The following is a 4,006-nucleotide window of genomic DNA, read 5'->3' as shown; positions in this document are numbered from 1 at the left end:
GTTCAATCATAGGGGAAAGGGCAATAAAGTCTGCAAGACTCATGGTAATCGGTGAAGGAGCAATTAACCATTTAAAAATTAATAGTTAAAAATTAATAGCAGTGCAGATAATCATTGACAATCGGATCGCCAATAAAGAGCAGTAAAGATTTGAACCAGAAACGGAAGAATGATGAAGGAGCGCAGGAGCAAATCTTAAAACTATCTCGATCGGGAATTTTGACCAGTGATTTCTGTACAGTCTAATCGAAAGTGCGGAGATTGCGATCGCCGTTTAGCAGAGAACCGAACTGAGACGCTTAATTGTATTCGCTAGCCTAAGAGTAAGCCCCCTTGAAAAGAAGTAACCCAAGGGTTCTTTTATTCCTCCATGAGGGTTATGCTATTTTCTAGAATTCTCTTGATGTTTAAGCCGGTTCCTAAGTTTAGGAATCGGTTTTTTCTTGCTCTCCGTTAGAAAGTTCGGAGACTTACCTCAACTAATGGAGAAAAACCGAACCTGACAGTTCGCGCCAGTTTGTTAGATTGAATTCATCAAACCCAAGTAACTTGTTTAGGAGATTAACAGTATGCCTTTAGTTCGTTGGGAACCTTTCCGAGAAATCGATACCTTACAACGCCAAATGAATCGCTTGTTTGATGATTTAGTGCCCAAAGAAGTCCCCTCTAATCCAGGGAATTTCTTGCCAGCGGCTGAACTTCATGAAACCCCTGAAGCATTTGAAATTAAATTAGAAGTTCCGGGAATGAAACCGGACGATCTCGATATTCAAGTAACGGCTGAAGCGGTTTCTATTTCTGGCGAACGGCGCAGCGAAAGAACCACTGAAGAGAAAGGCGTAACTCGCTCTGAGTTTCGCTATGGTCAGTTCCAAAGGGTTATTCCTTTACCGAACCGCATTCAAAATAATAATGTAGAAGCGGAATATAAGGAGGGGATTTTGCACTTGACGTTACCGAAGGTTGAAGAAGAGCAACACAAGGTGGTTAAAGTGAAAGTGGGTTAAGGTAATTTGGGCTAGGCAAGGGGCTGGAAATCCTTTACCTCAAACCATAACTTAACCGTCCTAACTTAACGAGTTCACTGCTATATCACTAAGATTTAGGGGCGGGTTCACGAGATCTTTGGTTTTCCTTGCCAGATCTGAGTGAACTCGTCCCTTGAGGAAATTAACTCTTCAAAACGTCGATAATCTTCTCGTGCAACACGCCATTACTGACAACAACGCCCCGATTATTCATCATTTTCTGCCCATCAGCAAAATTGAGGGGTTGTCCATGCATATCGGTAACTTTACCTCCGGCTTCTTCTACGACGATTGCACCAGCCGCATGATCCCAAATATTTTCGCGATAATCGGGATATTTGGGAGAGGGTAAGCGCAGGTAGAGGGCAGCTTTTCCAGATGCAACAATGCCATATTTGGCTTGGGAGTCCACGCGCACGGATGGAGTAGTAATACCGACAGCTTGAGCCATGGCATTTTGCCGAGATTGGTCCCCGTGAGCGGCTTCTACGCTTTCGACAAAGCGCATGTTTTCTGTATCATCAGGACTCACTACATGGATCGTTTGTAATTCTCCCCCTGCTAAGGGTCTCATTTGTGCCCCTTCTCCACGCACGGCAATGTAGAGCATACCGGGTTCTGAGCCTTCGACGGGCATGGCGGGACAGGCTAAAACCCCGACCTTGATATCCCCGTCTTCAATGAGCGCTAGAGCCACAGCATACTGATCTTGACGTAAAAAGCCTTTTGTGCCGTCAATAGGGTCTAGTGTCCAATATCGGGGGGATACGGAGCCATTTCCGCGATCGATCCAGTCGGTTACTTGGTCGGCGGTGGCATCGGGGATGATGTTTTGCACATAACCGAGCATTTTGTTGAGGGTATCGGCCATTTCCGGTTTACGTAGCTCGGTTGCGTCTTCTTCTCCGACGATGGGATCGTTGGGAAAGGTTTCTCTGAGGGCTTTGCAAATAATAGCCTGAGAGCCGTAATCTGCGACGGTTACGGGACTTTTATCGTGTTTTTCGATCGCCTCTGGAATGTCTTGGCGTACCTGCTGACAGAGTTTGGCGGCTAAGATGGCCGCTTCCATGGCTACCTGTTTTTCGCGATCGTAGGACATAGTTGCCTTAAATAAGTTGTCATTTCTCGAAGATATCGTTTCTATCTTCGCAAGAGGATGGGCTAGTGTCACTACATCCGAGGGGCGATCGGGGTTATTCTTTCTGATGAGCATAACCCAATTTCTGGGCAATAGGATGTGATAAAATATCAGCTCAAGAGGGATAAACTGAGGAAAATTCATCGATGCAAATTACAATCAACTTACCGCCAGACCTCCAACAAGACCTCATCCGTCAAGCGGAGCAATCCAATATTTCTCTATCCACATTGATTCTGCAAGTATTACGCCACACAATGCAAGCGCCACCCATTTCAACTTCCCAATGGCCAGAAGCGATCTTATCTTATCAAGGAGTCCCTGATTTTCCCGCTTTCGAGTCCTATCGGGATGAACTCATTCCCCCTCATGAACAGGAGCTATTTTAATGAAATATCTCCTTGATACCTGTGCAATTAGCGACTTCATCAAAGGTTTAATCTCTATTTACAAAATCTGTAGGGGCGAACGGCCGTTCGCCCCTACATGCTTTGATAGCAAAGAACAGGTTTTGTTATTCTGTTTTCACAGCATATACTGTAAACTTAACTCAACCAACATCACCACCACCATCTCCACCATCTCCACTCGCTCCAGCAGCAGCTCCGCCAGCCATAGCACCTAGCTTTGCACCAACAACTGCTCCTGCGGGCCCACCAACAATACCTCCAAGAGTAGTTGCAACTACTCCAGTGACTACCGCACCAGCACCAACTTTTGCTGTATACAGTCCAAGTTCTGCCCAAAAACCTCTTTCTTTTTTGCTCATAGTTTTACCTCCAGTTTGTCAATTTATATAACTTCAATAAAATTGAAGCCATGATGAAACGCAGCGCTGCAAGCTATACTCTTACTATGTCTTAAGCACTCTGGATTTGTCCACCTTCAAAAAGTGCTATTTTGCACCTAAAAACTGGCTACATGAAACCCTTTTTGTAGGAAAATGTATGGAAATGTTCCCCAAGCCTCACAAAAAGTGATATGCTATACCAAACATTCCCTTAATAGACTCTCATGGATATTGAGAAAATGTTACAATTTGCTGAGAGAGCTGTTGACCAGATTGTGTTTACAAACAGAGGTAGGCACATGGACGATCTAGAGAAAGCTGTACTGCGAGGCACTCTACAACGTCAGACATACAAAGAAATCGCTAAAGAAGTTGAATGCTCTGATAGCCATCTGAGAGAAGTAGGATCGGAATTATGGAAAGTTATTTCAGAAGAATTAGGAGACAAGATCAGTAAATCAAATTTGCGTTCTGAATTGGAAAAACTTCAAGTATCGATATGCTCCAGCGATTGTATACAACAGATAGACTCTGTTATTTATGCTGGAGTAGAAAAGGATAATCCAGGTGTCCCACCAAAATCTAACTCTCAACGTCATGATTTAAGTGAAATGCCAGAATTGGGTACTTTCTACGATCGCGCCTCTGAACTCAACACGCTCAAAACCTGGATCTTAGAAGACCAATGTCGTATCATCTCACTCATGGGTATCAGTGGCATTGGTAAAACGCAACTGGCACTGCAACTCGTCGAACAGATCCAATCTGAATTTGAATCTGTGATTTGGCGCAGTCTCGAACATGCTCCCCCGTTTGCTGACTTAGAAGCCGACTTCATCCAAGTCTTCTGTTCTCCTCAACCTGAAGACGCTTCTGCTCAGAAGAAAAAAGAATTACCCCTAATTCAATATTTACAAAAACATCGCTGCTTGATTATATTGGATGACATCCACAACTTATGTTGTCCTGGAGAACTGGCAGGAAAATATAAACCCGGTTACGAACCGTATAAATCCTTCTTCCGGAAAATCAGAACTTTACCCCATC

Annotated in this window: 5 protein-coding genes; 3 read left to right on the top strand and 2 right to left on the bottom strand. The window is 44.1% G+C overall.

What is annotated here, in order from left to right; all coding sequences use genetic code 11:
• Nucleotides 1-569 precede the first annotated feature (569 nt).
• A complete protein-coding gene (locus J7545_RS03975; protein ID WP_318719164.1) occupies nucleotides 570-1,007 on the top strand; it encodes an Hsp20/alpha crystallin family protein in 438 nt (145 codons plus the stop codon).
• A 163-nt stretch (nucleotides 1,008-1,170) separates the two neighbouring features.
• Here J7545_RS03975 and J7545_RS03970 read toward each other — a convergent pair whose 3' ends face one another.
• A complete protein-coding gene (locus J7545_RS03970) occupies nucleotides 1,171-2,130 on the bottom strand; it encodes a 3'(2'),5'-bisphosphate nucleotidase (protein WP_413038548.1) in 960 nt (319 codons plus the stop codon).
• A gap of 185 nt (nucleotides 2,131-2,315) precedes the next feature.
• Here J7545_RS03970 and J7545_RS03965 point away from each other — a divergent pair, with 185 nt between their 5' ends.
• Nucleotides 2,316-2,558 (top strand): hypothetical protein, encoded by a 243-nt coding sequence (locus J7545_RS03965; RefSeq protein ID WP_318698916.1) that lies wholly within the window; start codon nucleotides 2,316-2,318, stop codon nucleotides 2,556-2,558.
• A 161-nt stretch (nucleotides 2,559-2,719) separates the two neighbouring features.
• Here J7545_RS03965 and J7545_RS03960 read toward each other — a convergent pair whose 3' ends face one another.
• Complete coding sequence (locus J7545_RS03960; RefSeq protein ID WP_318698917.1) at nucleotides 2,720-2,938, bottom strand: hypothetical protein; 219 nt, start codon at nucleotides 2,936-2,938, stop codon at nucleotides 2,720-2,722.
• A gap of 320 nt (nucleotides 2,939-3,258) precedes the next feature.
• On the opposite strand from J7545_RS03960, the gene J7545_RS03955 reads away from it, so the two are divergent.
• Nucleotides 3,259-4,006 (top strand): NB-ARC domain-containing protein (locus J7545_RS03955; protein ID WP_318719163.1); only part of this gene is annotated, 748 nt, incomplete at its 3' end.

The sequence above is a fragment of the Roseofilum sp. SBFL genome, from assembly GCF_017746885.1.
Taxonomy (GTDB): domain Bacteria; phylum Cyanobacteriota; class Cyanobacteriia; order Cyanobacteriales; family Desertifilaceae; genus Roseofilum.
Note: the sequence above shows the minus strand (reverse complement) of the source record. Positions and strands in the feature narration are given on the sequence as shown.